Origin of the sequence: Delftia deserti (genome assembly GCF_042653485.1) — a bacterium.
In the GTDB taxonomy this organism is placed as follows: Bacteria; Pseudomonadota; Gammaproteobacteria; order Burkholderiales; family Burkholderiaceae_C; genus Comamonas; species Comamonas acidovorans.
The window spans coordinates 2,795,084-2,821,858 of the sequence record NZ_JBHSIH010000001.1; the positions used below are offsets into that span (position 1 = coordinate 2,795,084).

Sequence of the window (26,775 nt, forward strand, 5' to 3'; positions counted from 1 at the left end):
GCCCGTTCGTATAGGCATGAGGACCCGGGAACGCGACGCATTCGCAGCCCGGGAATCGCCATTGCCCAGATCCGCCACGGGACTTTCCATGCCTTCATCCCTCTCCAAACCTAACTGCCTTGCCCGCCACCATGCCGTTGCGACGGCCATCGCACTGCTGGCCCTGCAGCTGTCTCCAGCCGCTCTGGCCCAGGCGGCACCGGCCACAGCCACGGCAGCCAGCACCGACTTCCACATCGCCGCCCAGCCGCTGGACCAGGCGCTGGCCCAGCTCGCCCGCCAGGCCGGCCTGCAGCTGCTGGCCGCGCCTGAACTGGTACAGGGCCGCCGCGCGCCCGCCGTGGAAGGGCGCCTGAGCACCGCCGCCGCCGTGGCCCGGCTGCTGCGCGGCAGCGGGCTGGAAGGCCATGTGAGCCAGGGCACGCTGGTGGTGGAAAAGCCTGCCGGCACCGTCGCCCTGCCCGAAGTCACGGTCTCCGCCGTGGGCGAGACCACGACCACCGAGGGCTCGGGCTCCTACACCACGGGGCTGATGAGCACCTCGACCAAGCTGCCGCTGTCCATCCGCGAGACACCCCAGTCCCTCACCGTGGTCACGCGCCAGAAGATGGACGACCAGGGCATGCTGTCCATCGACGACGTGGCCAACAGCGCCACCGGCATCACCATCAACCGCTGGAGCGACGACCGGGCGCGCTATTTCTCGCGCGGCTTCGTGATCGGCTCCTTCCTGCAGGACGGCGTGCCCGTCTCGTATGAAACCGATACCGCCACCTACGACACCATGGCCATGTACGACCACGTGGAGGTCGTGCGCGGCCCCACGGGGCTGATGACGGGCGTGGGCGACCCTTCGGGCACGATCAACTTCGTGCGCAAGCGCGCGCCGCGCACCACCCAGCGCTCGGTCACCCTGCGCGGCGGCAGCTGGAACCAGGCCGTGGGCGAGGTCGATGTGGGCGGCGCCCTCAACGAGGACGGCACGGCACGCGGGCGTGTGGTGGCCTCCGCCCAGTCGCGCGACCACTTCATCGATGGCTACGGCAGCCGCCGCCAGTTGCTGTACGGCACCGCAGAGTTCGACCTGGGACGCGACACCACGCTGAGCGTGGGCGGCTCCTATGTCAACGAAGACAATCCTGGCTCCCAATGGATGGGCGTGCCCATGGGCTTCGATGGCTCCTTCCTCGACATTGCGCGATCCAGGCGTTTCTCGCCCTCCTGGAGCAAATGGGACAAGAAGGAAGTCAGCCTGTTCGCCGACCTGGAGCACCGCTTCGACAGCGGCTGGAAGGCCAGGCTGGCCGCGCGCGCGCTGCAGGCCAAGTCCGCGCTGGACGGCGCCTACCTGGTCTCGGGCGGCCTGGACGACCAGGGCCGCACGCGCTACGACGTGGCCGGCGGCCTCTACGACTACGACAAGCGCCAGCTCAGCCTCGATGCCTCGGCCCAGGGCCCCGTGCGCCTGTTCGGCCGCGAGCATGACCTGGCCTTTGGCCTCAGCCGCCGCACCATCCGCTGGAGCGACCAGGGCTACAGCTACCTGTCGCCCACGGGGGACTGGCTGATCGCCAATGGCGTCGATCCCTACACCTGGAACCCCGACTCGCTGGACCGCTCCAGCCTGCTGGCCGAAGACCTGTGGACGCGCCGCCAGAAGACCACGCTGACCTCGGCCTATGCCACCGGCCGCTTCCTGCTGGCCGAACCGCTGAACCTGATCGCCGGTGCACGGCTGGACTGGTATGACTTCACCAACACCCAGCGCCAGGGCAGCTGGAGCCGTGAACGCGAATTCAGCGAGAAAGCCCATGCCACGCCCTATGCCGCGCTGACCTATGACATCAGCAAGACCTACTCGGCCTATGCCAGCTACACCAGCATCTTCCGGCCCCAGGACTTTCTCGATGTCTCGGGCAGCATGCTGGCGCCGGTGGAGGGACGCAACTTCGAGCTGGGCCTCAAGGGCAGCTACCTGGACGAGCGCGTGAACCTGGCCGTTGCCGTGTTCAACACCACGCAGGACAACCTGCCCCAGGCCATCGCGGACATCAACTCCTGCACGGTGAAGACCAATTGCTACCGCTCCGTCGGCAAGGTCAAGAGCAAGGGGCTGGACGTGGACATCAGCGGCGAGATCCTGCCGCGCCTGAACGCCGGCCTTGGCTACACCTTCACCCAGGCCGAGATCGCCAGCGACAGCACCGACGGCGCCAAGGGCGCGCCCTACGCCAGCTACACGCCGCGCCACCAGCTCAAGCTGTCGGCCATGTACCACCTGGGCGGCGAGCTGGGCGCATGGCGCGTGGGCGGCGGCCTGCGCTACCAGAGCCGCACCACGTCCGAGTCGCTGACCAGCGCCGAAGGCTATGCAATCCGCCAGTCCGCCTATGCCGTGGCCGACCTGGTCATCGGCTATCGGGTGAACCGGCAGCTGGACCTGCAGATGAACATCAGCAACCTGTTCGACCGCCGCTATTTCGAGACCCTGGGCACGAACAACGGCGGCAACTATTTCGGCGTGCCGCGCAAGCTCCTGCTGACCGCTCGCTACCAGTTCTGACCCGCCCATGAAAATGCCCCGCCGGTGGCGGGGCATGAAAGAAAGTGTGAAGCGCGCCGATAAGCCGGATTCTGTGCACGCGGTTGCCCGCATGTGACCGCCATTAATCTGGGCCGGGCGTCGCCGCCCGGCTCGGTGCTACCTACCCGCACACTCCGGGGGCCCCGTCAACGTGTGCCTACTTGGTATTGCTGCGCGTAGAGATTGCCCGTTTCACCCGGGGACGCGTCCCGCGTCCCCGGGTGGCTATGGGGCCCAGGCTTTCGCCTGGGCGTCTGGCTTGCGCCAGCCGTCGCCAGCTTGTGCTGGCACCCCATAGAACACCAAGTTGGCGGCACATGTCCCCGACTCGTCTCTGTTGCTCTGATCCTCACCTCACGGTGGACAGCCGTTAGCTGCTACGCTGCCCTGTGCAGTCCGGACGTTCCTCCAGTGCCGTGTTTCCACGATTGCACCAGCGGCGGTCTGGCGTGCTTCACGGGCGCCATTATCTCGCGGCTTGGGCCGGGCTGCAGGCAGATGGCGCAACGGCCTCACGGCGGCATGCAGAACTCGCGGCGGAACTGCTCGGGCGAAGTGCCGGCCTCGCGCTGGAACATGGCGATGAAGGACGAAGGCGTGCTGTAGCCCAGGTCGTAGGCGATCTGCTGCACGCTCAGGCCGGCCTCCAGCGCGTCGATGGCCTGCAGGTAGCGCATGCGCTGGCGCCACTCGCCCAGGCCCATGCCCAGTTCGCGCTGGCAGTGGCGCGCCAGGGTGCGTTCGGTCATGTGCACGCTGGCCGCCCATTGCGCCAGGCTGCGATGGTCGTGCGGCGCGGCGCGCATGGCCGAAAGCACTTCCACCAGGGCCGGATGCTCGGCGGCCGGCAGGTAGCCCGGCTCCACCGGCACGGCGAGCAACTGGTCGTAGAGCACGCGCGCCAGGCGCAGGTCGGCGTCGGAGGTCGGAATATGCACGTCGCGCACGGCAAAGTCGGCCAGGATGGCCTTGATGATGGCCCCTATGCGCAGCGAGCAGGGCTGCCCGGGCAGGGCCTCGCACAGCGCAGGCGCCAGGTAGACCGAACGGTAGACCACGGCATGGGCCACGTAGCAGCTGTGCACCACGCCCGGCGGTATCCAGATGCCGTACTGCGGCGGCGCGACCCAGCGCACGCCCGGTGTCTCCATGCGCATGCTGCCGTGCGGCACATAGTTCAGGTGTCCCCAGCTGTGGCTGTGCGGCGGCGCCTCGGTATGGGTGCCGAATTCGTCATAGCGAAAGAAGTACTGGCCCGGCACGTCCTCCACGTTCTGGATGCGCATGGGCTTGCTGGGGCTGGGCATGGCGGATGGTCCGGGTTGCGCTATCGATTGTCCGGAACCAGGGATGCACTCCAAGTCGGACAGAGCCATGATAGGACCAGTCTTAGGAGTTTTCCCATGGGGTCTTATCTTTTCCCTTTGACCGCCGTCATCATCTGGTCGGTCAACACCGTGGTCAGCAAGATGGCGGCCGACAGCATAGGCGCGGCCGAGATCGGCTTTTACCGCTGGCTGGTGGCGGCCGTGCTGTTCACGCCCTTCCTGCTGCCATCCATCTGGCGCCAGCGCGCCGACATCCGGCCGCTGCTGCCGCGCCTCATCGTGCTGGGGATGCTCGGCATGGTGATCTACCAGAGCCTGGCCTATTACGCGGCCCACATGACCACTGCCACGCACATGGGACTGATCGGCTCGCTCACGCCCATGATGGTGCTGGGCCTGTCCACCGCCATGCTGGGCCAGGCGCTGAGCCGGGGCGCCGTGCTGGGCAGCGTGCTGGCCATCGCAGGCGTGGCCCTGGTCGTGTCCTCGGGCCAGCCGGCCACCTTGCTCACCCAGGGTCTGAATGGCGGCGATGCGCTGATGTTCGTGGCCATGCTGGCCTATGCGGTCTACAACATCCTGCTCAAGCGCTGGCCCATGCCGCGCCTGGCCACGGTGCAGTTGCTGTACCTGCAGATCCTGGTGGCCGTGATCGCCCAGTTGCCACTGTTCCTGCTGGCGCCGCACACGGGGCTGAACGCGGCCAACCTGCCGCTGGTGGGCTTTGCAGGCATCATGGCCTCCATCGCCGCGCCGCTGCTTTGGATGATGTCGGTGGCGCGCATCGGCCCGGGCCGCTCCAGCATGTTCTTCAACCTGGTGCCCATCTTCACGGCCGTGATCGCCTTCATGGCATTGGGTGAGCCGCTGGCGGCCTACCACGCCGTGGGCGGCGTGCTGACCATCGGCGGCCTGCTGCTGGCCGAGCTGTGGAAGCAGCCTTTGCGCGCACCGCGCGCCGCCGCCACCGCCTGAAGAAATCAGGGTTTTCCCGAGCGCAAATGGTGCACGCATGCTGCATGCCGGTGCGGCGCCCGCACCAGCTCTGCCCATAAGAATTTGCATTCAGGCCTGCTCATAATTTCTTGTTGGACAGCCCTGTCCCGCCTTTCGATACTGCCGCCACAGGAACAGCCCCAGGCGCCCTGGCCGGTCTCACTGCAGACCCGCCAGCGCCTGAAGCCCCTACGACACACGGGCCCCGCCCCGGTCCGTGTGCCCGCTGCACCGTCGAAGACAGGAGACACCCCATGAGCAGTCCGGCATCCGCCGCACATTCCCCCGCCCACGGCGCCGGCCAGGCATCGCCGCCCGACATGGACGCCACCTACCGCAAGATCGCCTGGCGCCTGATCCCCTTTCTGGTGCTGCTCTTCATCCTGGCGTGGATAGACCGCGTCAACGTCGGCTTCGCCAAGCTGCAGATGCTGGACGACCTGCAGTTCAGCGAGGCCATCTACGGCCTGGGTGCCGGCATCTTCTTCATCGGCTACTTTCTGTTCGAAGTGCCCAGCAACCTGCTGCTGGAGAAGATCGGCGCACGCAAGACGCTGGCGCGCATCACCATCCTGTGGGGCGGCGCCTCCATGGCCATGGCCTATGTGACCACGCCCACCATGTTCTACGTGCTGCGCTTCATCTTGGGCGTGGTGGAGGCCGGCTTCTTCCCCGGCGTGGTGCTGTACCTGACCTACTGGTTCCCGGCCCGCCACCGGGCGCGCGTCAACGGCCTGTTCATGACCTCGTTCGCCATTGCAGGCGCCGTGGGCGGCCCGATTGCGGGCGCCATCATGAACGGCATGCAGGGCGTGGGCCATCTGTCCAACTGGCAGTGGCTGTTCATCCTGGAAGGCATTCCTTCGGTGATCGCCGGCTTCTTCGTGCTGCTGTACCTGCCCGAGAAGCCCGCCAACGCCAGGTGGCTGAGCGCGTCCGAGCAGCGCGCCGTGACCGCCGCCGTGGAGGCAGAGAACCAGGGCGGCCACAAGCATGTGTCCTTCCTGGATGCCTGCCGCAACTACCGCGTGTGGCTGTGCGCTGCCGTGTATTTCTGCATCGTCAGCGGCAACGCCACCATTGCCTTCTGGTCGCCGTCCATCATCAAGGAGATCGGCATCCAGAACACGCTGCAGATCGGCCTGATCTCGGCCATTCCCTTCCTGGCCGGCACCCTGGCCATGGTCTGGAACGGCATGCATTCGGACAAGACCGGCGAGCGCCGCATGCACTGCGCCCTGTCCGCGCTGATCGCGGCGGCGGGCCTGATCCTCACGGGCCTGTTCCTGCACAACGCCGTGCTCGCCCTGTGCGCGCTGACGCTGGCCTCCATCGGCATCCTCGCGGCCTTTCCCGTGTTCTGGTCGATTCCTGCCGCCTTCCTGGCCGGCACGGCGGCGGCCGGCGGCATTGCGCTGATCAACTCCATCGGCAACCTGGCCGGCTTCGTGGCGCCCTACATGATCGGCGCGCTCAAGACCAGCACGGGGTCGCTGTCCTCGGGCCTGTACTTCGTGGCCGCGCTGGAATTCATGGCCGCCTTCCTGGTCGTGCTCTTCGTCAAGAAGCAGTGATGCCTGCGCGCCGCACCGCGCGCGCCACCGCCCCCTCCTCTTTCCCACCGGGGCCTGCGGCCCCGCCCTTTCCCTGGATCGCCTGCCATGCAACTGCAGTTCACCACCCCCGAGGGCCAGACCTTCGCCCCTGAATTCGACACCCTGATCGTCGCCGGCTGGGCCGGCCGCGACCGCGATGCCATCGAGCACCACATCGAGGAGCTCGCCGCCATCGGCATCCCGCGCCCCAGCGCCGTGCCGCTGTACTACCGCATCTCCAGCAACCAGCTGAGCCAGCGCAGCGCGCTGCAGGTGCTGGGCCCGGACTCCTCCGGCGAGGTCGAGGTCTTCGTGTTCACGCACGAAGGCGAGATGTTCGTGAGCCTGGCCTCCGACCACACGGACCGCAAGCTCGAGGCCTACAGCGTGGCCTTTTCCAAGCAGGCCTGCGTCAAGCCCGTGGCCACCCAGGCCTGGCGCTTTGCCGACGTGGCCGGCCACTGGGACGAGCTGGTCGTGCGCTCGTGGATCGTGGAAGACGGCCGCGAGGTGCTCTACCAGGAAGGCACGCTGGCCAGCCTGCGCACGCCCCAGGACCTGATCGCAGGCTTCACGGGCGGCAAGGATCTGCTGCCCGCAGGCTGCGGCATGACCTGCGGCACGGTGGGCGCCATCGGCGGCATCCGCCCCTCGACGCAGTTCTCCATGGAGCTGTACGATCCCCGCAGCCAGCGTTCCATCCGCCACAGCTACCGCAGCGAACTGCTGGACGTCGTGGCCTGAGCCGCGACTCCGATCCACCCACGCCCGCCTTCACCCACAGGACTTCCCACATGACCCAAGCCCTCCCCCTGCCCAGCCTGGAACTGGCATCACAGCGCCTGCATGGCGGCGAAACCACCTCGGTGCAGCTGACCGAGCAGGCCCTGGCCCGCACCATGTCGGGGGAAGGCCCCAAGGTGTTCACGCGCGTGTTCCAGGGCGCGGCCCTGGCCGAGGCCCGCGCCAGCGACGTGCTGCGTGCGGCCGGCCTGGCGCGCTCGCCCATCGAGGGCCTGCCGGTCTCGGTCAAGGACCTGTTCGACATCGCCGGCTTTCCCACGCTGGGCGGCTCGCGCCTGCTGGCCGACGCACCGCCCGCGCAGCGCACGGCCGAAGTGGTGCAGCGCCTGCGCCAGGCCGGTGCCGTCATCGTGGGCACGACCAACATGACCGAGTTCGCCTACTCGGGCCTGGGCATCAACCCGCACTACGGCACGCCGCGCAATCCCTGGCAGCGTGACGAGGACGGCGGCCGCATCCCGGGCGGCTCGTCCTCGGGCGCGGCCATCTCGGTCACCGATGGCATGGCCATGGCGGCCATCGGCTCGGACACGGGCGGCTCGGTGCGCATTCCTTCGGCGCTGTGCGGGCTCACGGGCTTCAAGCCCACGGCGCGCCGCGTGAGCATGAAGGGCGTGCTGCCACTGTCGGCCAACCTGGACTCCATAGGCCCGCTGGCCCCCAGCGTGCGCTGCTGCGCCACGCTGGACGCCATCCTCAGCGGCGAGCCGCTGGGCGAGCTGCATGCCGCGCCGCTGCAGGGCCTGCGCCTGCTGGCACCCACCAACGTGGTGCTGGACGGCATGGACGCCACCGTGGCCGCCGCCTGGGAGCGCGCCCTGTCCCTGCTGTCGCAGGCGGGCGCCCGCATCACCCATGCCGTGGTCGCGCCTTTCGGCGAGCTGGCCGACATCAATTCCAAGGGCGGCTTCACGGCCGCCGAGGCCTGGGCCTGGCACCGCCACCACATCGCCACGCGCCTGTCCGAGTACGACCCGCGCGTGGGCACGCGCATCCTGCGCGGCAAGGACATCAGCGCGGCCGACTACATCGACCTGCTGGCACGCCGCAGGCAGTGGATCGCCGCCGTCAGCGACCAGATGGCCGACCATGACCTGATCGTCATGCCCACCGTGCCCGTGGTCGCCCCCAGGATCGCCGACCTCACGCAGAGCGACGAAGCCTACTTCGGCGCCAACGGCCTGATCCTGCGCAACCCCACGCTGATCAACTTCCTCGACGGCTGCGCCATCTCCCTGCCCTGCCACCGCGCAGGCGAGGCGCCCGTGGGCCTGAGCCTGGCCGGCCTCGGCGGGCAGGACCGGCGACTGCTGTCCGTGGCCCTGGCCGTGGAGCAGCTGCTGGCTTCGGCGCAGGGCTGATCGACCAGGCGGCCTCGGGCCTAGCCGCCCAGGCCGCTGCCCGGCAGCCGAGCCACGGCCTGGCCGTGGTTCAGCGCAAAGGCGGCGGCGGTCTCCTCGGCCGCGCGCGCCACCACTTCGGTCAGCGGGTTCTGGTGGTCGTTGCGGTAGCAGGCCACCAGCGGCAGCGAAGGGAACTCCCGGTCCACGCGCAGCAGGCGCAGGCGCTGCTCGGCCAGCTCGCGCTGGATGATGGCCGGCGGCACGGCGGCCACGCCCAGGCCGTCGCAGACCACGCGGATCATGGTGGCCACCGAGGCGATGCAGTTCAGGTGCACCGAGGCAATGCCTTCGGACGAGAACAATTGCTCGATCACCGCATAGGGCTCGGAGCCGCGCGCAAAGCACATGATGGGAAAGGCCGCCAGCTCGGCCAGGCTCAGGGTCTCGTCGCCAATGCCCAGCTTGGGGCTGCCCACCCAGGCCATGGGAAATTCGCCCAGCGACAGATGGCCCACGCCGGCCGCCGTCACGGGCTTGGCCTGCAGCGACAGGTCCAGCTGGCCCTTCACCAATTGCTCGGACATGTGCAGCGTGGTGTCGCAGGCGATCTCCACCTGCAGGCGCGGATAGCGCTGCTGCAGCAGCGCCAGGAAATCGGGGAACCAGCTGTGCACGATGGACTCGATGGCGCCGATGCGGATCACGCCCGCATAGGCCTGCTTGTCCAGCATGTCCTCGCGCATCTCGCGCATGAGGCGCAGCATGCGCTCGGCATGGACCAGGGCCTTGGCGCCGTCGGCCGTCAGCGTGACCTCGCGCACGCCACGGTCGAACAGGCGCACGCCGAACTCCTGCTCCAGCGTGGCGATGCGGCTGGAGACGGCGGCCTGCGTGGTGTACAGCCGCTCGGCCGTCATGCGGAAATTGCGCAGCTCGGCCAGCAAGACAAAGGTTTCCAGGAACCGTAGATTCATGCGGCGATGTTAGCCGTCCAGGCCATATCGATATAGCCCATGCATAGAACAGCTGCGTGCACAATGAATGCTTGGTTTTCGCGCAGCGTCTGCGCACCACCCCCGACTGTCCAACCACCACCCCAACTCGCGGAGGTCCGATGAGAGCTGACAACATCCTGCAAACGATTGGCAACACGCCCCATGTGCGCATCAACCGCCTGTTCGGCGCCGGTGCCAATGTGTGGATCAAGTCCGAGCGCGGCAACCCCGGCGGCTCCATCAAGGACCGCATCGCCCTGGCCATGGTCGAGGACGCCGAGAAGTCCGGCGCCCTGCAGCCCGGCGGCACCATCATCGAGCCCACCAGCGGCAATACCGGCGTGGGCCTGGCCCTGGTGGCCGCCGTCAAGGGCTACAAGCTGGTGCTGGTCATGCCCGAGAGCATGAGCATCGAGCGCCGCCGCCTGATGCTGGCCTACGGCGCCAGCTTCGACCTCACGCCCAAGGAAAAGGGCATGAAGGGCGCCATCGCCCGCGCCCAGGAACTGGCCAGCCAGACGCCCGGCGCCTGGATTCCCCAGCAGTTCGAGAACCCCGCCAACATCGATGTGCATGTGCGCACCACGGCCCAGGAAATTCTGGCCGACTTCCCCGAAGGCCTGGATGTGCTGATCACCGGCGTGGGCACGGGCGGCCACCTGACCGGCGTGGCCAAGGTGCTCAAGGCCAAGTTCCCCCAGCTCAAGGTCTTTGCCGTGGAGCCTGCCGCCTCGCCCGTGATCTCGGGCGGCCAGCCCTCGCCCCACCCCATCCAGGGCATTGGCGCAGGCTTCGTGCCCAAGAACCTGGACACCAGCCTGCTGGACGGCGTGATCCAGGTCGAGGCCGAACCCGCGCGCGAGTACGCACGCCGCTCGGCCCGCGAGGAAGGCATCCTGGTCGGCATCTCCTCGGGCGCCACCCTGGCCGCCATTGCGCAAAAGCTGCCCGAGCTGCCCGCAGGCGCCAAGGTGCTGGGCTTCAACTACGACACGGGCGAGCGCTACCTGTCCGTGGAAGGCTTCCTGCCGGCCTGAGGGCGCCGGCCCAGCGCATGTACAAAAGGCCCTTCACAGGGCCTTTTTCCATGGCGCCCGGCGCACGGCGTCACCTGCGCCTGAACAGCTTCCCGAACAGGCCCGCGATGCGCGCGCGCAGCACGGAAAGCACCAGGGCGCCAGCATTGAGTTCCGCTGCAGCGGCAGGGGCTTCGCCGCCATCCGGCTGGCCCAGGCGAGCGCTCAGGTTCTGCGCGAAGGCATCGGTCATGCGCTGGGCGATGTCTTTGACGATGCTGGAGCGGCTGAACTGGGCCAACGGTCCCGTCAGCGCGAAGCCCACCTGCACCTCGACCCGGGTGGCCGCGCCCTCCTTCTCCTCGGTCAGCACGTAGCGGATCTCGCCGCGCGTGGCCGAGGCCGATCTGGTGTCACGCGCGCTGCCATGGATGGTGCCCGTGTGGCTGGCCTCATCGCGCTGCATGTCGGCCGCGCCCTCGAAGTCGGCCACGATGGGACCGACCTTGATGCGCAGCTTGGGCTCGACGTGCGTCTCGGTGGCGGGCGCCAGCAGCGACGCACCAGGCAGGCAGGTCGTGACCTCGCCCAGCCGGCCGAAAAAGGCCCAGACCTCGTCACGCGGGAAATCCACGCTGAAGCTCTGGTGCAAGGTGGTCAGCTGCCTGCCGCCACCTGCCGCAGCAGGCACTGCCTCGCGCGGCACGCCGGACTGGGGCGCCGGTACCGGAGCCCCCGCCTCCTCGCGCCTGCCGACCGGGCCGCCGCCAGCCATGGGCTGCGCATGCCCCGAGCCCACGGGCCCGAGTTCCTGGCGCAGCCGTACCGGCGATCCCAGGCCAGCGGCACGGCGCTGCGTGATCACGCTCTGCACGGCGCGCACGATCCCCACATAGCCCGTGCACCGGCACAGGTTGCCGCTCATCGCATAGCGGATGTCGCGCTCGGTGGCCTCGGGCATGCGCAGCACCACATCATGGGCCGAGGCCAACATGCCGGGTGTGCAGTAGCCGCATTGCAGCGCATGCTCGCGCGTGAAGGCCGCGCGCAACGCGCGCATGACCTCGTCGTCGTCCATGCCCTCGATGGTGGTGACCTTGGCGCCATCGCACGCCACGGCCAGCGTGATGCACGAGCGCGCGGGCACCCCATCGACCATCAGCGTGCAGGCGCCGCACACGCCATGCTCGCAGCCCAGGTGGGTGCCTGTCAGGTTCAGGGTGTCCCGCAGGAAGTCCGCCAGGTGCGTACGCGGTTCGACAGATGCCTCGCGCACATCCTGGCCATTCACGGTGAGATTGATGACTTTCATGGCTGCTGTGCCTTGAGCGCGGCGCGCTTGAGGGCGGCCAGGTGGGTCTGATTGTGGAGCGCATCGACATGGCCGGCATCGACCAGCAGGGCGTGCGCGGCTTGAGTGCGCAGCGTCCGGCCTTCGCCGAACAGACCTTCTGCCTGAGCCACGACGATGGGTCGCGATTCGGTGGCGCCCAGCACGACGCGGCATACGCTGCGCTCGGGATCGTGCAGCACCACGCCGATGGCATGGGCGAATTCGCCGGTCTTGCGGCACAGCTTGTGATAGCCCCAGCGCGCCTGCCGCGACAGGCGCGGTATGCGCACCGCCTCCAGCATTTCGTCGGATGCCAGATCGACCTCGAACACGCCAGTCATGAAGTCCGCCAGCGGCATGGTGCGCCGTTCACCGGCGCCGGCGATCACCACCTCGGCTCCCAGCGCGCAAAGGCTGGAGATCCAGTCGGCCGACGGATCGGCATGCACGATGCTGCCCCCCAGCGTGCCGCGGTTGCGCACGGCGCGATAGGCGATGCCGCGCGCAACCAGCGAGAGCACGGCGCCGGTCGCGTCGCCGGCGTCGAGCGCGCGGCCGTCCTCGATGTCGGCATGCGTGACGCAGGCACCGATGACGATGTGCGTGTCACCGATTTCCACGCGCTTGAGTTCGGGCAGGCCGGTGATGTCCACCAGCAGGTCGGGCTGCACCAGACGCAGGTTCAGCATGGGCCCCAGTGACTGGCTGCCGGCCACGATCTTCACGACCGCATCCTGCTGCCGCAGCAGGGCCAGGGCAGCCCCCAGGTCCGCGGGGCGCTCGTAGTCGAAGCGGGCGGGCTTCATGCGAACTCCTTGTCCATGCGTGCGGCAGCCTCGGCACGGGCTGCCGCAATGTCGGAGGCGCCCTGGGCCCGGGCGATGGCCTCCAGGATGCGGCGAGGCGTCGCTGGCGATACGTGCAACTGCGCTCCGAGCGGATGCAGCGCGTCGTTGATGGCGTTGCCTATGGCCGCCGGCGGCGGGATGGCGCCGCTTTCGCCGATGCCCTTGACGCCGAATTCGGTGTATGGCGACAGCGTCTCCATGTGGATCAGCCGCGGCTCGGGCACTTCGGTCGGCCCGGGCAGCAGGTAGTCGGCGAAAGTCGATGCCTGCGGCTGGCCAGAGGCGTCGAACGCCATCTCCTCATACAGCGCCGTGCCTATGCCCTGCGCCGTACCGCCGTAGATCTGGCCATCGACCACCATGGGATTGACCAGCTTGCCGCCGTCCTCGACGATCACGTAGTCGAGGATCTCGACGTCGCCAGTCTCGGGGTCCAGCGCCAGCAGCACCGCATGCACGCCGTAGCCGAAGGTACCCGAGTCCCGCTGTGGCTTGTAGCCCTCGGTGACTTCGAGGCCTCCCGCGTCGGCACCAGGGGGTACATCCTGCGGCCGCCGATACCACAGCCGGGCTACATCCGCGATGGTGACGCTGCCCTGCGGGCCTGCCACCAGCCCGTCGCGCACGCAGACCTGCTCGGGCGCCACCTGCAGCATGGAGGCGCCTATATGGGCCAGGCGCCGCGCCAGCGTACGGCAGGCGCGCGCCACGGCTCCACCCGACATCACCATGCAGCGCGATCCCCAGGTCCCCGTGGAATAGGGCGTGTAGGCGGTATCGCCATGGACCAGCCTGATCCGGGCAATGTCGATGCCCAGGATCTCGTGGGCCACCTGGGGCAGCGTGGTCTCCAGGCTCTGGCCGTGCGAATGCGCGCCGATGCGCAACTCCAGCCCGCCATCGGGGGTGAGCCGCGCCGTGGCCTGCTCATGGCCGGGCACCATCGGTATGCCCCAGCCTGCGTAGACCGAGGTGCCATGCGCGGCCTGTTCGCAGTACACGGCCAGGCCCACGCCGATGAGCCGACCGTCGGGCTCGCCGCGCCGCTGACGCGCGCGGATGGCTGTGACGTCGATCGCCGCCACGGCCTGGCTCAGGGCTTCGGGGTAGTCGCCGCTGTCGAAATGCTTGTTCGTGATGTTGTCGAACGGCATCTGCTCGGGACGCACCAGGCTCCGGAGCCGCAGCTCGTAGGGCTCGACCCCTGCCTCGCGCGCCAGGTCGTCCAGCAGCAACTCCAGCGCGAAACACACCCCGGTACGGGCGACGCCGCGGTAGGGCAGGATGGGGCATTTGTTGGTCGCCACCGACCAGGTCTTGCAGCTGTAGGCCGCGAAGTCGTAGGGACCGGGCAGGATGCTGGCGACCTGCGCGGCCTCCAGGCAGGCGGAGAAGGGATAGGACGAATAGGCGCCCGAATCGACCGTGGCCTCGCACTGCAGGCCCAGCAGGCGGCCCTGGGCGTCGGCGTAGCCGGTGATGTGGTAGTGGTGCTCGCGACAATTGGCGCTGGCCGTCAGGTGCTCGCGCCGGTCTTCAATCCAGCGCACGGGATGGCCGCGCCGCATGGCCAGCCAGCCCAGCGCGACCTCCTCGGTCAGCAAGATGCCCTTGTAGCCGAAGCCGCCGCCCACATCGGGCGTGATCACGCGCACCTGGCCTTCCTCCAGTCCCAGGCATTCGGCAAGGCCGCTGCGCACGATGTGGGGTATCTGCGTGGAGGTGTAGAGCACGAGCTGCTCCAGGCGCGAGTCCCAGTGCGCCACCGCGCCGCGGCCTTCCATGGGGGCCATGCACTGGCGTGAGGTGCGGATCTCGCGCGTGACCTGGAAGGCGGCGTCGCTCACCGCCTCCATATTGACGTGCACCTGGGTTTCAAGGAAGACATTGTCGTCCCAGTGCTCATGCAGCAGACCGCTGGCGGACTCGCGAGCGGCCAGCATGTCATGCACCACGGGCAGCTCCTCCAGATCCAGCCGCACCAGGGCCGCAATGTCCTCGGCCTCGGCGCGCGTGGGCGCCACGCAGATGGCCACGTTCTCGCCCACGTGGCGCACCTTGCCCACGGCCAGCACCGATTGCTCCGAGACCTTGAAGCCCGGCAGGCCCGATACGGCGCGCACGGGCTTGACGCCATCCAGATGCTGCGCGCAGTAGACGCGGTCCGAATGTCCGGGCGGCACCTGCACCCCGGCGATGCGCGCATGTGCCAGCGGACTTCGCACGAACACGACATCCTGCAGGCCCGCCAGGCGAATATCCGCCACGAACTGGCCGCGCCCGCGCATCAGGCGATCATCCTCCTTGCGCAACGGGCTGGCTCCAACACCTTGATCCGACATGGCTTTGTCTCCTTCAGTGACTGACTTCTTGTCGGCGCGAGCGGCGTCCGGAGCAGGCCGGGCGCCTTCTCGGCATCATGTCGGATCAATATAACATACTATTTATAGGATGTTAGTTCTTTTTGGATTTGCGAACCTCTTCCTTGGGACGATGAGGGTGGAAAAAATCGGTGGACATCTTCACGCAGTCGCTGCGGTAGATGATGTCGGCCACGTAGATGGCCGTATCCGAATCGTCGCGCAACACCCAGCGCACTTCCGCGGTCGGGGCGCTCAGCGATACCTCGAGCAGTTCGGCGATCTCGGGCGCGGCAGTGCCGATGACCAGGACCTGGTGCGCATGCGCGATGTTCAGGCCCATGTCTGCCACGATGGGCAAGGCCGTGTGCTTGAGGAACCGGGCCTTCTCGCGCTCGAAGACGGGCTTGGACAGGTGCAGGTTGACCACGCCATAGGGCTTGCCGTCCTTGAGCTGGACGCTGCGCAGGAACACGTATTCCTCGGCGAGCCGTCCCTCCGCCTGGCGCAACAGCGGGACTGGCGGCGGATTGGGCACCTTGATGAACTTGGGCACGTTGTGGCGGATCGACTCCAGCACCATCTCCCATGAGGTTTCCAGCTCGAGCCAGCGCTTGTCGCTGACGGTGTCGTTGACAAAGGTGCCGCGCCCCTGCTGGCGCCGCACCAGACTTTCGCTCTCAAGCAGCTCAATGGCCTGGCGCACCGTCACGCGGGCCACGCCGAACTCGACCTCCAGTTGCTCCAAGGTAGAGATCTGCTCGCCCGGCTTCCATTCACCGGTCTCGATGCGGCGCCGCAGCGCGGCGGCCACTTGGATGTAGGCGGGGATCTTGCCCCGGCGTTCCGTACTGTTCAGGGTTTTCATACTGGTCATTCAGCCATTCCATCAATAGAACGACAGAATACCCGCAAGCGGCCTCACCACCGCGCAAGCGCCCCAGAACGTGCTGGCGATCTCACATGGGCTCACACCGGGCACTGGCCACGCCGCTGACAAGGTTGGCCGTGTGCAGTGCGGCCACATCCACGATGGCCGGCGCCGCAGCGTCGCGCAGCGCAGCAACCTGCCGCTCGATCTCGGACTGCTGGCTGCGGCGCAAGGCCTGTGCCTCGGCCACGCTCACCTCGGCGAAGCGCACCATGCTGCCTGGCCTTCGCCGTCCCAGCACGGAAACATCGGCCGAGATGACGGTGGCGATCTTTGGATAGCCTCCCGTGGTCTGGGCGTCGGCCATGAGCACGATGGGCTGGCCCGAGCCTGGCACCTGGATGGAACCGGCCACGATGCCGTCGGAGACGATGTCGCTTCCCCTGACATGTCGCAGCGCGGGACCGTCGAGCCGAAAGCCCATGCGGTCGGCCTGGGCCGATACCCGGTACTCGCCGGACAGGAACATGGAGATGGCCTGCGCATCGAAGAAGTCCGCCTGCGGGCCGAGCACCACGCGGATGGCCTGGTCCAGGCCGAGGGCCGGCACCTGGGCAAGGCGCTTCTCGCCGCGCGCGGGCACGCAGTCGCGGGCCAGCGGCAGATGGTCGCCGGCACGCAGCGCCCGGCCATCGACTCCCCCGAGGCCGCCGCGCACATACGTGGATGCGCTGCCCAGGCACAGGGGTACCTGTATGCCGCCCTCCACGGCGAGGTAGGCGCAGGCCGAGGCACCCAGCCGCGCAACCGCCAGGGTCTCGCCGCGCACCAGCCGCGCGCTGGTGCCGGGCGAAACCCGGCGCGCATTCGTGCCGCCGATCTCGAGCGCCACGTCGCCGCCAACAAGTGCCACGCGCACGGAGGCGCAGGCCACTTCGAGCACGGGCCCCTGCAGCAACATCTCCAGCGCGGGCTCGCCGGCCGCGTTGCCGACCAGGGCATTGGCCAGCGCAAGGCTCACGCCATCGAGCGGGCCCGAGACCGGCACGCCCACGTTCTGGAATCCGGTACGGCCACGGTCCTGCACCGTGGTGTGGATGCCGGGTTGGCGTACGAGCAGGCAGGCGGTCATGGGCAAATCCTTTCGCTGTCGGGCAGGTAGTCGCCGGCGGCGCTGGCGCGGCGCAGTTCGTCGAAACGCGCCATGCCTACCGGCTCGAAGAAAACCTTGTCTCCGGGACTGAGCAGCGCTGGCGACTCGCGTGCGGGATCGAACAGCCGCACGGGCGTGGCACCGATCAGGTGCCAGCCGCCCGGGCTCTCGACGGGATAGATGGCCGTCATCGTGGAGGCGATGGCGATGGAGCCCGGCGGCACGCGCACGCGCGGGTCGGCCCGGCGCGGCAGCACCAGCGCCTCGGGCAGGTCGCCCATATAGGGATAGCCGGGCACAAAGCCCAGCATGTACACATGAAATTCGGTGCCGGCATGCTGGCGCACCACGTCCGCAGTCGACATGGCCGTGCGCTCGGCCACTTGCGCCAGATCGGGCGCGTGAGGCGCCTCGTAGCACGCGGGAAGCCGCCAGCGGCGGCCCGGCGCGGCAGCGCCGCCGCCGTCTTCCAGCAAGCCGCCCAGCGCCTGCTCCAGCGCCTCGTGGCTGGTGCGCAGCGGATCGTAGTGAACCATCAACGAGCGGTAGGTGGGCACCGTCTCGACCACACCGGCCACGCCGGCCAGGCGCAAGCGCTCGGCCAGGCGCAGCACCGCCTCGCTCAGACCGCGCTCGATACGGTCACCGAACTCCACCACCAGCGCGGCATCGCCAGCGCTCAGCAAACGGACATCCATCTCATCTCCTCGTGTACGGCAAGCACGCCGCGAGCACCACATCCTTGACCGATCAAATTTATATTGTCTTACTATTGTTGGTATCTTATACTAAGATTCACGTACACCCAAGCCCCGCAGGGCGGTGATTTCAGCAACGCTCCACAAGCGCGCAAAAGGAGAAGGCAGTGACACTTTCCGTGAACCTCAATGCAGACATGGGCGAGGGATTCGGCGCCTACGACATCGGCAACGACGATGGCATCCTCAAGATCATCCGTTCGGCCAACATCGCCTGCGGCTTCCACGCCGGCGATCCGCTGACCATGCGCCGCGTGGTTGAAAACGCCAAGGCGCAGGGCGTGAGCATCGGTGCGCACACGGGCTTCAATGACCTATGGGGTTTCGGGCGCCGGCGCATCGACATGCGCGCCGACGACCTGGAGAACCTGATCGCCTACCAGATCGGCGCCCTGCAGGCCATGGCATCGTTTTGCGGCGAGAAGGTCACGCACGTCAAGCCGCACGGCGCGCTCAACAACATGGCCGCCGAGAACGCGGACTACGCCATGGCCATCGGCCGCGCCATCAAGGCCGTGGACCGTGACCTCATCTACGTCGCGCTGTCCGGCTCGGAGATGGAGAAGGCAGCACAGCAACTCGATCTGCCGCTGGCCCGCGAGGGCTTCTGCGACCGCCTGTACGAGGACGACGGCAACCTCACCTCGCGCAAGGTGCCGGGCTCCGTCATCAAGGACGCGGCCCAGGCCACGCGCCAGGTCGTGCACATGGTGACCGAGGGCGAAATCATTTCTCGCAACGGCAAGCGCATCAAGCGCCGCATCGATTCGCTATGCGTGCATGGCGACGAACCCACCGCCCTGGCCCTGTCCGCCGCCGTGCGCGCCGGCCTCGAGGCCGCGGGCGTGAAGATCGTTCCCCTGACCGAGATGGCGCTGGATTGACAGCCACACACCCCAAGGAGCCATCCATGCAGCAACTGCTTCCCATCATCGCCATCCTCGGCGGCACCGGGGCCCTGGGCTCCGGCATGGCAATGCGCTGGGCCGCGGCGGGCTATCCCGTCATCCTCGGCTCGCGCTCCCCCGACAAGGCCCGCGCGGCCGCGGCCCTGATCGCCACCGGCCATGGCGCGCCGCCCGTGCGCGCCGACAGCAATGCCGGCGCTGCGGCGGCGGCCGAGGTGGTGGTGCTGGCCGTGCCCTTCTCTCACCACGAGGCGACCCTGGCCGAGATCAAAGATGTGGTCGCCGGCAAGATCGTGGTCGATGCCGTGGTGCCGTTGGTGCCGCCCAGGGTGGCCGTGGTGCAGTTGCCGCCCGAGGGATCAGCCGGGCAGATAGCCCAGCAGCGCCTTGGCGACGATGTGCGCGTGGTGTCTGCGTTCCAGAACGTGGGTGCCGCCAAGCTGCAGGCCGGCGGTCCCATCGCCTGCGACGTGCTGGTCTGCGGCAACGACCCCGAGGCGCGCGGTACCGTGCTCGCGCTCGCCGCGGCCGCAGGCACCCGCGGCATCGACGCCGGACCCATCGCCAACGCGGCCGCCGCCGAGGCCATGACCTCCCTGCTGATCGGCATCAACCGGCGCTACGGGGTCGATTGCGCCGGCATCCAGATCACCGGCATCGCGCGATGACGGTCGTCGCCGCCCCCCTTCGCCCCGCACGGGGCCAGCTGCATGGCGCCACGCTGGCCCTGACGGCGCTGCCGGACATGCCGCTGGTGCGGCCCGGTGACGATCTGGCCGGGCTGCTGATCGCCGCGCTGCGGCGCGCCGGCATCGCGCCGGCCAGCCAGGACGTGGTGGTGGTGGCGCAAAAGATCGTGTCCAAGGCCGAGGGCCGCCTGGTGCGCCTGCGCGACGTGCGGCCCTCGCTGCGTGCCACCGCGCTCGCGGTGGACACCGGCAAGGACCCGCGCATGGTCGAGCTCATCCTGTCCGAGAGCCGCGAGGTCGTGCGCCACGCCCCGGGCCTGCTGGTCACCGAACACCGACTGGGTTTCGTGATGGCCAATGCGGGCATCGACCAGTCCAATGTCGAGCATCCCGACGGCGAGGAGCTTGCGCTGCTGCTGCCCCTGGACCCCGACGCGAGTTGCGCGCGCCTGAAGACACGGCTGGACGCGGCCTTCGGCGCCGACATCGCAGTACTCATCAACGACAGCTTCGGCAGGCCCTGGCGCCAGGGTGTGACCGGCGTGGCGCTGGGCGCCTCGGGCCTGCCCGCGCTGCTCGACATGGTGGGCCAGGACGATCTTTTCGGCCGCGCCATGCGCATTACCGAAATCGCCGTGGCCGACGAAATTGCGGCCGCGGCCTCGCTGCTCATGGGCCAGACCGCCGCGGGCCAGCCTGCCGTCCATCTGCGTGGCCTGCGGTGGGACGCTGCGGCCCGGCCTGCCGCCGACCTGTTGCGCCCACGGCGGCAGGACCTGTTCCGCTAAGGGGAGGACAAGCCATGCATGCAACCGTCTGCCCATCGCCCGGCGCCCCCTGGGTGCTCGCCTTGTGCGGAGGCGTCGGCGGCGCGAAGCTGGCCTGGGGCCTCGAGCAGTTGCTGCGCTCGCAGGCTCTAGGCGCGCTTCGCATTGTCGTCAACACCGGCGACGACTTCGAGCACCTGGGCCTGCACATCGCGCCCGACATCGACACCGTGCTCTACACGCTGGCGGGCCTGAACGACCCCGTGCGCGGCTGGGGCCGCCAGGGCGAGACCTGGAACTTCATGGCCGCGCTGACCGAGTGGGGCGCAGACGACTGGTTCGCGCTCGGCGACCGCGATCTCGCGCTGCACGTGGAGCGCACGCGCCGCCTGCGCGCCGGCGAGACCCTGGCACAGGTCACGGCCGACCTCGCGCGGCGCAGCGGCGTGCAGGCCATGCTGCTGCCCATGAGCGAACGGCCGGTGCGCACCATCGTGCACACGCAGGAGGGCGACCTGCCCTTGCAACACTACTTCGTACGGCACGCCTGCAGGCCAGTCGTCACGGGCGTTTCCTTCGCGGGCGCAGCCACGGCCCCGCCGCATCCGGACCTGCTCGCCGCCCTGGCCGACCCGGCGCTGGCCATGGTGGTGATCTGCCCCTCCAACCCGCTGCTGAGCATCGACCCCATCCTCGCCCTGCCCGGCGTTCGCGCGGCACTGCGCGCCAGCCGCGCGCCCGTGGTGGCGGTGTCGCCGCTGATCGGCGGGCAGGCGGTCAAGGGCCCCACGGCCAAGATGCTGCGGGAGTTGGGGCACGGCGCAGACAACCGCACCGTGGCCGAGCACTATGCGGGCCTCCTCGACGGCTTGGTGGTGGACCATGCCGATGCGGCGCAGGCACTGGAGTTGGGCATCCCGGTGCATGCGGCCGCCACGCTGATGGACAGTCCCGAGTCCAAACGCGCGCTGGCGCAGGCCGTCGTCGGCTTTGCCCAGGCATTGACGCGGCCCGCCGCTCATGGAGTACGCCATGCATGACGCCGGTCTGTGGGCGGTCGTGCCCGTCAAACCCCTGGCGCGGGCCAAGCAGCGGCTGGCGCCACTGCTCGACGCCAGCGAGCGCGCGGCACTGGCCCAGGTCATGCTGCGCGATGTGCTGGACGCACTGGCGGGCCACCCCCACCTGGGCGGGATGCTGGTCGTCAGCGGCGATCCCACGGCCCAGGCGATGGCGCGCGCCGCTGGCGCGACGGTGCTCGATGACAGCCCCGCCTGCGGCCTGGTGCCCGCGCTGCGCCGCGCCGCGCGCGCGCTCAGCGATGCCGGCCGGGACGGCATGCTGATCGTTCCCGCCGACCTGCCCGGCCTGGCGCGCGACGACCTCGCGCTGCTGGCCCAGGCGCATGGCCGGCGGCGCGGTGCGCGCGGCGCCACCCTGGTGGCCGCCAGCCACGATGGCGGCACCAATGCGTTGGCCTGCTCGCCCCCGGACGCCCTGCCCCTGTGCTACGGCCCCGACAGCTTCCGCCGCCATGTGCGGACCGCGCGCGCCATCGGGCTCGACCCGCTGTTGCTGAGCCTGCCACGCCTGGCCCGCGACGTCGACCGCCCGGCCGACCTTCGCGCCTTCATGGCGCTGTCCGGCGCCGCGCAGACGCATACCTACGCCTGGCTGCAGTCCAGCGGCGTGGCATGGCGGCTGCACCGGGCGGCGCGCCTTCCCGGTCCTTCACGAGCGAGTGCCACACCATGACCCTGCCCCATTCCCCAGCCCAGCCCCGCCTTGCCCTGCCCCGGCCGCACGAGCGCATGGACGACACCGACGCCTACCTCCTCGCAGAGCACGGCGCACAGGCATTGATGACCACGGCGGCAGCGCGGCGCGACAGCGCGCACGGCAACGTCGTCTCCTACTCGCGCAAGGTCTTCATCCCGCTGACCCAGCTGTGCCGCGACGTGTGCCACTACTGCACATTCGCGCAGGCGCCGCGTCACATCGCGGCGCCATACCTGCCGCTACAACAGGTGCTGCGCATCGCGCGCGCCGGCGCGGCGGCCGGCTGCAGGGAGGCATTGTTCACGCTGGGCGACAAGCCGGAGGCGCGCTACCAGGTGGCGCGCGAGGCGCTGGACCACATGGGCCACGCCACCACGCTGGACTACCTGGCCGAAGCCGCGCGCGCCGTCTACGAGGAGACCGGCCTGCTGCCGCACCTGAACCCCGGCCTGCTGGATGCGGCCAGCCTCGCCGCCCTGCGCCCGGTGTCGGTCTCGCAAGGCATCATGCTGGAGAGCAGCGCCGAGCGGCTGTGCGCGCGCGGTGGCCCGCACTTCGGCTCGCCCGACAAGCTGCCGGCGGCACGCCTCGAGACCATCCGCCTGGCGGGCACTGCACAGGTGCCCTTCACCACAGGCCTGCTGATCGGCATCGGCGAAACGCGCACCGAGCGCATCCACGCGCTGCTGGCGCTGCGCGCTCTGCACGAGCAGCACGGCCACATACAGGAAATCATCGTCCAGAACTTCCGCCCCAAGGCCGGTACCTTGATGGCAGGCACGCCGGCTCCCTCCCTGGAGGAACACCTTTGGACCATCGCCGCGGCGCGGCTGGTCTTCGGCGCCGAGATGAACATCCAGGCGCCGCCCAATCTCCAGCCCGGCGCCCTGGCTGCGCTGGTGGACGCAGGCATCAACGACTGGGGCGGCGTCTCCCCCGTCACGCCCGACCACGTGAACCCCGAGGCGCCCTGGCCGCACCTGGACGCGCTGGCCCAGGCCACGCGCGCTGCCGGCAAGGAGCTGACGGAACGCCTGGCACTGTACCCGGCCTATGCGCGGGATGGCCAGCGCTGGCTGGACGCGGGCCTTCGCACGGCCGTGCTGCGCGCGGTGGACAGCGACGGCTTCGCGCGCACCGACGCCTGGACGCCCGGCGCGCAGCAACTCCCGCCGGCGCGGGATCTGCAACTGGTCTCCGCGGCCCCGGCCGCGGGGCGTACCGCCATCGACGGCATCCTGCATCGTGCCCAGGCTGGCCACACGCTTACCGAGGCCGAGATCGTGCGGCTGTTCCGCGCGCACGGCTCCGAATTCAGCGCCGTCTGCGCCGCAGCCGACGCGCTGCGTAGGCAGGTCAACGGGGACGTGGTCAGCTTCGTTGTCAACCGCAACATCAACTACACCAACATCTGCGGCTACCGCTGCCAGTTCTGCGCCTTCGCCAAGGGCAAGGGCAGCGAGGACCTGCGCGGCAAGCCCTACGACCTGCCACTGGCCGAAATCCGCCAGCGCGTGCGCGAGGCCTGGGACCGCGGTGCCACCGAGGTCTGCATGCAGGGCGGCATCCATCCCGCCTACACCGGGGCCACCTACCTGGAAATCTGCAAGGCCGTGAAGGCCGAGGCGCCCGAGATGCACTTGCACGCATTCTCGCCGCTGGAGGTCTGGCAGGGCGCCGCGACGCTGGGCCTGCCGCTGGCCGAATACCTGGCACGGCTCAAGGACGCCGGCCTGTCCACGCTGCCTGGCACGGCGGCCGAGATCCTGGATGACGAGGTACGCCAGGTGATCTGCCACGACAAGCTCGACACCGCGCAGTGGCTGCAGGTCATGCGCACGGCGCACGGCCTGGGGCTGCGCAGCACGGCGACCATCATGTTCGGCCACGTCGAGCGGCTGGAGCACTGGGCGCGGCACCTGCTGCGGCTGCGCGCACTGCAGGCGCAGACCGGCGGCTTCACGGAGTTCGTACCCCTGCCCTTCGTGCACATGGAGTCACCGATCTACCGCAAGGGCCGCGCGCGCCGCGGCCCCAGCTTCCGTGAATCCGTACTCATGCATGCCGTCGCCCGCCTGGCGCTGCACCCTCTGATACCCAATATCCAGGCCTCGTGGGTCAAGCTGGGAGCGGAAGGCGTCAAGGCCTGCCTGAACGCGGGGGTGAACGACATGGGCGGCACGCTGATGAACGAGACGATCTCCCGTTCGGCTGGCGCCGCTCATGGGCAGGAAATGACGGCGGGCGACATGGAGGCCCTGCTGCACTCCATGGGCCGCACGCCACGCCAGCGCACCACCTCCTATGGCGCGCCGGACGCCGGGGCCATGGCGCGCGCGCGCCAGCAGCGCGCCCCGCTGCCGCCCGTGCGCATCGACTTCCCCGCAGGCCAGGGCCTGGCGCGCGCCACCCTCGTGGCGGCCTGCACGCCATGAGCGACGCGGCCAACGATGCCCAGGCAGGCAGCGGCCAGCCGCGCATGCCCGACTGGCTGGGGCGGCGCTCGGTGCGCCGCTACCTGCCCCAGCCGATCGCGCCCGAGACGATCGAAGCGCTGCTGCACGCCGCGGGCAGCGCGCCCTCGGCCCACAACCGCCAGCCCTGGCGCTTCGCCGTCATCCGCCAGCGCGAGCGGCAGATGTCACTGGCCGATGCCATGGGCCAGCGCCTGCGGCGCGACCGACAGGTCGACCGCGACAGCGAAGCGGACATCGAGGCCGACGTGCTCCGCTCGCGCGAGCGCATCTGCGGCGCGGCGACCGTGATCGTCGTGTGCCTGAGCATGGAGGACATGGACCGCTACCCGGATTCCGAGCGCGCCCGCAACGAACACCAGATGGCCGTGCAAAGCACGGCCATGGCCGGCCAGAACCTGCTGCTGGCCGCGCACGCGGCCGGCCTGGGCGCGTGCTGGCTCTGCGCGCCGCTGTTCTGCCCAGAAGCCGTCCGCTGCGCGCTCGAACTGCCGGTGCACTGGGAGCCACAGGGACTGATCACGCTCGGCCATCCGGCCAATGCCGGCAAGCCCTTCGTTCGTCGGCCGCTCCACGAGATCACCCAATTCATCACTTCAGGAGACATTCCATGCTGATCGAGAACATGCGCGCCACGCGCGGCGACTACGGCGACGAGCTGCGCGCCATCATGAGCATCGCCAAGGCCCGGGAAAGCCGGCGCTGGCTGGCTGGCTGGCCGCAGCTGTCGCCCACGGCCACGCCGCTGTGGCCGCTGCCCGACCTGGCCCGCGCCATGGGCGTCGCCCGGGTCGAACTCAAGGACGAATCCACGCGTGCGCACATGGGAAGCTTCAAGGCCCTGGGCGCGCCCATCGCCCTGATCCGCCTGATCCAGCGGCGCTGGCCGGGCGCGGCCTTCACAGCCGACGACTTGTTCGCCGGCCACCACGCCGCGCAGCTCTCGGAGTTCACCGTGGTCTCGGCCACGGACGGCAACCACGGCCGCTCGCTGGCCGCGGCCGCCCACGACATCGGCTGCCACTGCGTCATCGTGCTGCACAAGAACGTCAGCCTGGAGCGCGAGCAGGCCATCGCCTCGCATGGCGCACGCATTGTGCGCATCGAGGGCAACTACGACGCCTCCGTCGAGGAAGCCGCGCGCCTGGCCGGCGCCAACGGCTGGCAGGTGGTCTCCGACACCTCCTACGAAGGCTACGAGGAGATCCCGCGCGACGTGATGCAGGGCTACGGCACCATCGTGGACGAGATCCTGGAGCAGCGCCCCGCAGCCAGCGACGCGCCCTGCCCCTATACCCATGTATTCCTGCAGGGCGGCGTAGGCGGCCTGGCGGCCGGGATCGCCAGCTATTTCTGCGAACAGTACGGCGCCCGGCGGCCGGCCTTCATCGTGGTCGAGCCACGCCAAGCCGACTGCCTTTGCCAGAGCGCGCTCGCGGGCCAGGCCGCGCAGGCCAGCGGCTCGGTCGACTCGGTCATGGCGGGACTGGCCTGCGGCGAGACCTCACCGCTGGCCTGGCGATTCCTTCAGCCGGCCGTGGACTTCTTCCTTGCCATCGAAGACGGGGAAGCCGTTTCGGCCATGCGCCGGCTCGCCCAGGTGCAAGACGCCAACGGCGACGTTCCAGTGGTCAGCGGGGAATCCGGGGCCGCCGGGCTGGCCGGCCTGATCCACCTGGCGAGCGATCCCGACCTGCGCGCGAGGACCCGCCTCGATGCCCAGGCCAGCGTGCTGCTCATCAGCACCGAGGGCGCGACGGCGCCGGGCGTCTACCGCGAACTGGTTGGCAAGGGTGCGCAGGACATCCTCGCCGCACAGATCTCCTGGCTCGATGAAGGCGCCGCCTGAAAGGCTTGGCGGTTTCCCCGGGGCGCGCGGCGCCCCCTTTCCCGCTGCGCAAACCAACTCACGACGCTAGAGCGCGCTATGCGATTTCACGTACCCGCGCTGGCTCTGCGCGCCGGTGATCACAAGGCGCAGTGAGCCGCCAGGCCCATGCCTTGGCAAGCGCTGCAGTTTTGCCGAGTGCCCGCGCGCAAAGCCAACCGAAGCCAAGCCCGGGGCAGGGAGACGATGGCGGTCGCCGAGCAATGGCCGATGTGGCCGATGTGGCCGATGTGGCCGGCGTGCCCGGCGTGCCCGGCGTGCCCGGCGTGCCCGGCGTGCCCGGCGT

22 protein-coding genes and 1 other RNA gene are annotated in these 26,775 nt (G+C 69.2%); 14 read left to right on the forward strand and 9 right to left on the reverse strand.

Translation table 11 applies throughout. The features are described 5' to 3' along the window. Nucleotides 1-88 precede the first annotated feature (88 nt). Complete coding sequence (locus ACFPFG_RS13685; RefSeq protein WP_380107023.1) at nucleotides 89-2,563, forward strand: TonB-dependent siderophore receptor; 2,475 nt, start codon at nucleotides 89-91, stop codon at nucleotides 2,561-2,563. A gap of 44 nt (nucleotides 2,564-2,607) precedes the next feature. Here the strand turns inward: ACFPFG_RS13685 and rnpB are convergent. Continuing rightward, an RNA gene (rnpB, locus tag ACFPFG_RS13690) (RNase P RNA component class A) lies at nucleotides 2,608-3,040 on the reverse strand. 56 nt (nucleotides 3,041-3,096) lie between these two features. After that, nucleotides 3,097-3,891: an AraC family transcriptional regulator gene (locus ACFPFG_RS13695; RefSeq protein WP_183018362.1), complete on the reverse strand. Its 795-nt coding sequence runs from the start codon at nucleotides 3,889-3,891 to the stop codon at nucleotides 3,097-3,099. 96 nt (nucleotides 3,892-3,987) lie between these two features. Here ACFPFG_RS13695 and ACFPFG_RS13700 point away from each other — a divergent pair, with 96 nt between their 5' ends. The 4 genes from ACFPFG_RS13700 (at nucleotide 3,988) to ACFPFG_RS13715 (ending at nucleotide 8,668) form a co-directional block, all read left to right on the forward strand. Next, nucleotides 3,988-4,887, forward strand: coding sequence for a DMT family transporter (locus ACFPFG_RS13700; protein ID WP_183018361.1), 900 nt, complete (start codon nucleotides 3,988-3,990; stop codon nucleotides 4,885-4,887). A 275-nt stretch (nucleotides 4,888-5,162) separates the two neighbouring features. Next, nucleotides 5,163-6,482, forward strand: a complete 1,320-nt coding sequence (locus ACFPFG_RS13705) for an MFS transporter (RefSeq protein ID WP_380107025.1) — start codon at nucleotides 5,163-5,165, stop codon at nucleotides 6,480-6,482. A gap of 87 nt (nucleotides 6,483-6,569) precedes the next feature. Continuing rightward, on the forward strand, nucleotides 6,570-7,247 hold the full coding sequence (locus tag ACFPFG_RS13710) for a DUF2848 domain-containing protein (protein ID WP_061288110.1): 678 nt from the start codon (nucleotides 6,570-6,572) through the stop codon (nucleotides 7,245-7,247). A gap of 50 nt (nucleotides 7,248-7,297) precedes the next feature. Then, complete coding sequence (locus ACFPFG_RS13715) at nucleotides 7,298-8,668, forward strand: amidase (RefSeq protein WP_380107027.1); 1,371 nt, start codon at nucleotides 7,298-7,300, stop codon at nucleotides 8,666-8,668. Between the two features lie 20 nt (nucleotides 8,669-8,688). On the opposite strand, the gene ACFPFG_RS13720 is transcribed toward ACFPFG_RS13715, so the two are convergent. Further along, nucleotides 8,689-9,624, reverse strand: coding sequence for a LysR family transcriptional regulator (locus ACFPFG_RS13720; protein ID WP_183018359.1), 936 nt, complete (start codon nucleotides 9,622-9,624; stop codon nucleotides 8,689-8,691). A 140-nt stretch (nucleotides 9,625-9,764) separates the two neighbouring features. Between ACFPFG_RS13720 and cysK the strand changes: the two genes are divergently transcribed. Further along, nucleotides 9,765-10,682: a cysteine synthase A gene (gene cysK / locus ACFPFG_RS13725; RefSeq protein WP_043822008.1), complete on the forward strand. Its 918-nt coding sequence runs from the start codon at nucleotides 9,765-9,767 to the stop codon at nucleotides 10,680-10,682. Nucleotides 10,683-10,752: 70 nt separating this feature from the next. Here the strand turns inward: cysK and ACFPFG_RS13730 are convergent, their stop codons facing one another. From ACFPFG_RS13730 to pxpB, 6 genes are all read right to left on the reverse strand, one after another. Continuing rightward, nucleotides 10,753-11,973, reverse strand: a complete 1,221-nt coding sequence (locus ACFPFG_RS13730; protein WP_183018358.1) for a xanthine dehydrogenase family Fe-S subunit — start codon at nucleotides 11,971-11,973, stop codon at nucleotides 10,753-10,755. Next, nucleotides 11,970-12,800 (reverse strand): FAD binding domain-containing protein, encoded by an 831-nt coding sequence (locus ACFPFG_RS13735; RefSeq protein ID WP_183018357.1) that lies wholly within the window; start codon nucleotides 12,798-12,800, stop codon nucleotides 11,970-11,972. Before ACFPFG_RS13735 ends, ACFPFG_RS13730 begins: the two co-directional genes overlap by 4 nt. Beyond that, entirely contained in the window at nucleotides 12,797-15,184 is a 2,388-nt protein-coding gene (locus ACFPFG_RS13740; protein WP_380107031.1) for a xanthine dehydrogenase family protein molybdopterin-binding subunit, read from the reverse strand. Before ACFPFG_RS13740 ends, ACFPFG_RS13735 begins: the two co-directional genes overlap by 4 nt. A 112-nt stretch (nucleotides 15,185-15,296) precedes the next feature. Beyond that, nucleotides 15,297-16,079, reverse strand: a complete 783-nt coding sequence (locus ACFPFG_RS13745) for a GntR family transcriptional regulator (protein WP_232245919.1) — start codon at nucleotides 16,077-16,079, stop codon at nucleotides 15,297-15,299. 82 nt (nucleotides 16,080-16,161) lie between these two features. Continuing rightward, nucleotides 16,162-17,205: a 5-oxoprolinase subunit C family protein gene (locus tag ACFPFG_RS13750; RefSeq protein WP_183018354.1), complete on the reverse strand. Its 1,044-nt coding sequence runs from the start codon at nucleotides 17,203-17,205 to the stop codon at nucleotides 16,162-16,164. Further along, nucleotides 17,202-17,924: a 5-oxoprolinase subunit PxpB gene (pxpB, locus tag ACFPFG_RS13755; protein WP_197957374.1), complete on the reverse strand. Its 723-nt coding sequence runs from the start codon at nucleotides 17,922-17,924 to the stop codon at nucleotides 17,202-17,204. Before pxpB ends, ACFPFG_RS13750 begins: the two co-directional genes overlap by 4 nt. 167 nt (nucleotides 17,925-18,091) lie before the next feature. Here pxpB and ACFPFG_RS13760 point away from each other — a divergent pair, with 167 nt between their 5' ends. Genes ACFPFG_RS13760 through ACFPFG_RS13795 form a run of 8 tightly spaced genes read left to right on the forward strand, consistent with a single transcriptional unit; the run spans nucleotide 18,092 to nucleotide 26,450 of the window. After that, complete coding sequence (locus ACFPFG_RS13760; RefSeq protein ID WP_183018352.1) at nucleotides 18,092-18,868, forward strand: LamB/YcsF family protein; 777 nt, start codon at nucleotides 18,092-18,094, stop codon at nucleotides 18,866-18,868. Nucleotides 18,869-18,894: 26 nt separating this feature from the next. Further along, nucleotides 18,895-19,560, forward strand: a complete 666-nt coding sequence (gene npdG, locus ACFPFG_RS13765) for an NADPH-dependent F420 reductase (protein ID WP_183018351.1) — start codon at nucleotides 18,895-18,897, stop codon at nucleotides 19,558-19,560. Further along, nucleotides 19,557-20,369: a coenzyme F420-0:L-glutamate ligase gene (gene cofE, locus ACFPFG_RS13770; RefSeq protein ID WP_183018350.1), complete on the forward strand. Its 813-nt coding sequence runs from the start codon at nucleotides 19,557-19,559 to the stop codon at nucleotides 20,367-20,369. The genes npdG and cofE overlap by 4 nt, the downstream gene beginning before the upstream one ends. Nucleotides 20,370-20,383: 14 nt before the next feature. Then, nucleotides 20,384-21,388 (forward strand): 2-phospho-L-lactate transferase, encoded by a 1,005-nt coding sequence (gene cofD, locus ACFPFG_RS13775; protein WP_183018349.1) that lies wholly within the window; start codon nucleotides 20,384-20,386, stop codon nucleotides 21,386-21,388. Then, entirely contained in the window at nucleotides 21,381-22,103 is a 723-nt protein-coding gene (cofC, locus tag ACFPFG_RS13780) for a 2-phospho-L-lactate guanylyltransferase (RefSeq protein WP_183018348.1), read from the forward strand. Before cofD ends, cofC begins: the two co-directional genes overlap by 8 nt. Next, entirely contained in the window at nucleotides 22,100-24,562 is a 2,463-nt protein-coding gene (gene cofH / locus ACFPFG_RS13785) for a 5-amino-6-(D-ribitylamino)uracil--L-tyrosine 4-hydroxyphenyl transferase CofH (protein WP_259649129.1), read from the forward strand. Before cofC ends, cofH begins: the two co-directional genes overlap by 4 nt. Then, the gene (locus ACFPFG_RS13790) at nucleotides 24,559-25,218 is read left to right on the forward strand and encodes a nitroreductase family protein (RefSeq protein WP_183018347.1); all 660 of its coding nucleotides are present in this window, start codon (nucleotides 24,559-24,561) and stop codon (nucleotides 25,216-25,218) included. Before cofH ends, ACFPFG_RS13790 begins: the two co-directional genes overlap by 4 nt. Next, nucleotides 25,212-26,450 (forward strand): diaminopropionate ammonia-lyase, encoded by a 1,239-nt coding sequence (locus ACFPFG_RS13795; protein ID WP_380107037.1) that lies wholly within the window; start codon nucleotides 25,212-25,214, stop codon nucleotides 26,448-26,450. Before ACFPFG_RS13790 ends, ACFPFG_RS13795 begins: the two co-directional genes overlap by 7 nt. The last annotated feature ends 325 nt before the right edge of the window (nucleotides 26,451-26,775 follow it).